Source organism: Kribbella sp. (genome assembly GCF_035687465.1).
Lineage (GTDB): Bacteria > Actinomycetota > Actinomycetes > Propionibacteriales > Kribbellaceae > Kribbella.
The window spans coordinates 1-3,701 of the sequence record NZ_DASRXP010000689.1 but is presented as its reverse complement, the minus strand read 5'-3'; the positions used below and the strand labels follow the sequence as shown (position 1 = coordinate 3,701).

Genomic DNA, 3,701 nt, shown 5'->3' with positions numbered 1-3,701 from the left:
CCCTGCCTCGAACCGGAGGTAACCGACCACTCGCGGGGGTACCCCCGGTTAGGGATTGGGTCAGATGCAGACGGCGCCTTGGGAGGCGGAGCCGACCAGGCGGGTGTATTTGCCGAGGACGCCCTTGGTGATGGCTGGGGTCTTCGGGGTCCAGCCCTCGCGGCGACGCTCTAGTTCGTCGGCATCCACGTGCAGGTCGAGGGTGCGGTTCTTGACGTCGAGGGTGATGCGGTCGCCGTCGCGGACGAAGGCAATGGGACCACCGTCCGCCGCTTCCGGGGCGACGTGGCCGACGCAGAGACCCGTAGTACCGCCTGAGAAGCGTCCGTCGGTGAGCAGGAGGACGTCTTTTCCGAGTCCAGCGCCCTTGATCGCGCCAGTGACAGCGAGCATCTCGCGCATACCCGGGCCGCCCTTCGGGCCTTCGTAGCGGATCACCACCACGTCGCCGGCCTTCATTGAGCCGTCCTCGACGGCGTCCATCGCACCGCGTTCGCCATCGAACACCCGGGCGGTCCCCTCGAAGACGTCCGAGTCGAACCCGGCGCTCTTCACCACGGCACCATCCGGCGCCAGCGAGCCGTGCAGGATGGTGATCCCGCCGGTTCCGTGGATCGGCTTGTCGAGGGCGCGGATGATCACGCCGTCGACGTCCGGCGGGGCGATGTCGGCCAGGTTCTCCGCCATCGTCTTGCCCGTCACAGTCAGGCAGTCGCCGTGCAGCAGACCGGCGTCGAGCAGGGCACGCATGACCACCGGGATCCCGCCGACGCGGTCGACGTCCGTCATCACGTAGCGGCCGAACGGCTTGAGGTCGCCGAGGTGCGGGACTTTGTCACCGATCCGGTTGAAGTCGTCCAGCTTGAGCTCGACCTCCGCCTCGCGGGCGATGGCGAGCAGGTGCAGTACTGCGTTGGTGGAACCGCCGAGCGCCATCACCACGGCGATCGCGTTCTCGAAGGCTTCCTTGGTGAGGATCTGCCGGGCGGTGATGCCCTTGGCCAGCAGGTTCACCACTGCCTCACCGGACTTGCGGGCGAACCCGTCGCGACGGCGGTCCACGGCCGGCGGTGCGGCCGAGCCCGGGAGGGACATGCCGAGCGCCTCTGCCGCACTCGCCATGGTGTTGGCCGTGTACATGCCACCGCAGGCACCTTCGCCGGGGCAGATCGCGCGCTCCACCGCGGCCACGTCTTCCCGGCTGATCAGGCCGCGGGCGCAGGCGCCGACTGCCTCGAAGGCATCGATGATGGTGACGTCCTTGTCACCGAGTTTGCCGGGCATGATCGAACCGGCGTACAGGAAGACCGAGGCGAGGTCGAGGCGGGCGGCGGCCATCAGCATGCCGGGGAGTGATTTGTCGCATCCGGCCAGCAGTACTGAGCCGTCGAGGCGCTCGGCCTCCATCACGGTCTCCACGGAATCGGCGATGATCTCGCGGCTCACCAGGGAGTAGTGCATGCCGACGTGGCCCATGGAGATGCCGTCGGACACGCTGATGGTGCCGAACTCGAGCGGGTACCCACTGGCCGCGTGCACCCCGTCCTTGACCGCCTTCGCCAGCCGGTCGAGCGACAGGTTGCAGGGGGTGATCTCGTTCCAGCTCGACGCCACGCCGATCTGCGGCTTGACCCAGTCGTCGTCACCCATCCCGACCGCACGGAGCATCCCCCGCGAGGCGGTCGCCTCGAGCCCATCGGTCACCGTCCGGCTCCGCGGCTTGATATCCGGCCCGCTCTGCATCTGCTCTGTATCCGTGGACATGGACCTCACTGTATGACCGTTCGGTCGCGCGACATCACCTCGGCTGCGGCCTGTCAGTGAGCCGGTTCGACGGGCTTGGGTTCGCGGGCCGGGGGTGTCGGTACGGCGATGGGGCCCTCGAGCTGGATGTCGGGGATGATCCGGTCCAGCCAGCCGGGTAGCCACCACGCGCGGTCGCCGAGCAAGGTCATGACCGACGGCACCAGCACCATCCGCACCACGCTGGCATCGATCAGCACCGCGACCGCCATTCCTACCGCCAGCATCTTCACGGTCGGGTCGTCGGCGAGTACGAAGCTGAGGAAGACCGCGATCATGATCGCGGCCGCGGTAGTGATCACCCGCGCGGTCGCGCCGATCCCGATCGCGACGGCGCGATGGCTGTCCCTGGTCGCGATCCAGGCCTCGTGCACCCGGGACAGCAAGAAGACCTCGTAGTCCATCGACAGCCCGAACACGATGGCGAACATCAGCATCGGCACGAAGGACGGGATCGGGACCTTCTCATCGATTCCGACCAGGGAAGATCCCCAGCCCCATTGGAAGACGGCGACGATGACACCGTAGGCCGCCCCGACGGACAACAGGTTGAGTACCGCAGCCTTGATCCCGATCACGAGTGACCGGAACGCCACTGCGAGCAGGACGAGTGCCAGCAGCACCACGGCGCCGATCAGCCACAGCATCCGGCCGGCGACCTTCTCGGTGAAGTCGACGTATCCGGCGGTGGTACCGACCACGTAGGTCGTCTCGCTCTGCCCCGCCAGCACGTCGTTGCGGATCCGGTTGACCAGATCCTCGGTCTCGGCCGACGACGGCGAGGTGGTCGGGACGACGGTGATCACCGCCGTCGTACCGGCGCTGTTCGTCTTGGCCGGCTGCACGGCGGCGACCCCCGCGGTCTTCTGCAGGGTGGACGAGAGGTTGGTCAACAGGGTCTGCTTGTCGGTCGAGCTCTGGTCCGGCAGCGCCACGACGACGGTCAGCGGACCGTTGGCGCCAGGGCCGAAGCCGGCAGCGACCAGGTCGTAGGCCTTCCGGCTCGAATCGCCGGGCGGGTCGGTGCCGGCGTCGAGCTGGCCCAGGTTCATCGACAACAGCGGGATCGCGAGGACCAGCAGTACCAGTGTGGCGAGGATGCCGTACGGCCACGGCCGGTCGCTGACCCGGCGTCCCCAGCGCGCGAAGGCGCTCTGCTCGTGCTTGGCGTCACGCAGCTCGCGTTCTTCTGCCCTGTGCGCCGTCACGGCTTCCGGATCCGCCAGCTCGGCCTCCTGCCGGCGTTCCGCCACGACGTGCTGCCGGTCCTTGCTGTTCAGGACCAGCAGCTTCGCCAGGCCGAGCAGGGCCGGGATGAGTGTCAGCGCGGCGAGCACGGTGACCGCGACAACGATGGCCGACGACAGACCGAGCGCGCCGACGAAAGGCACGCCCGAGACGTACAGCCCGAGGATCGCGATCACCACGGTTCCGCCGGCCACCAGGATCGCCGCGCCGGACGTCGACTCCGCCTGCCCGACCGACTCCTCGACCGCCATGCCGTTGTCCAGTTGCTCACGGTGCCGGGACACCAGGAAGAGCCCGTAGTCGATCGCGACGCCGAGCCCGAGCAGGGTGGCGACGGTCGGGGCCGAGACCGGGAAGTCCTTGACGGCAGCGAGCAGTCCCAGGACGGCGAGTCCGCCGCCCACGCTGAAGACCGCGGACACCAACGGCAGTCCGGCCGCCACGACGGAGCGGAACATCAGGAACAGCAGGATCAGCGCCAACACGAGGCCGATCGCCTCCGAGGGCAGGTCGTCCGCCTGCTTCCCGATCTGGCCGGTACCGCCGCCGTACTCCACCTCGAGCCCGGCGGCTCGGGCCGGCTGGACCGCGGCGTCCAGAGAGGTCAGGTAGTCGCTGTCCAGCGAAGCCGGGACCACCGAGAAGGAGAC

Annotated in this window: 2 protein-coding genes; both read right to left on the bottom strand. The window is 68.5% G+C overall.

What is annotated here, in order from left to right:
- Nucleotides 1–60 precede the first annotated feature (60 nt).
- Entirely contained in the window at nt 61–1,764 is a 1,704-nt protein-coding gene (gene ilvD, locus VFG33_RS37235; protein ID WP_325057732.1) for a dihydroxy-acid dehydratase, read from the bottom strand.
- A gap of 53 nt (nt 1,765–1,817) precedes the next feature.
- Nucleotides 1,818–3,701 (bottom strand): MMPL family transporter (locus tag VFG33_RS37230; RefSeq protein WP_325057731.1); only part of this gene is annotated, 1,884 nt, incomplete at its 5' end.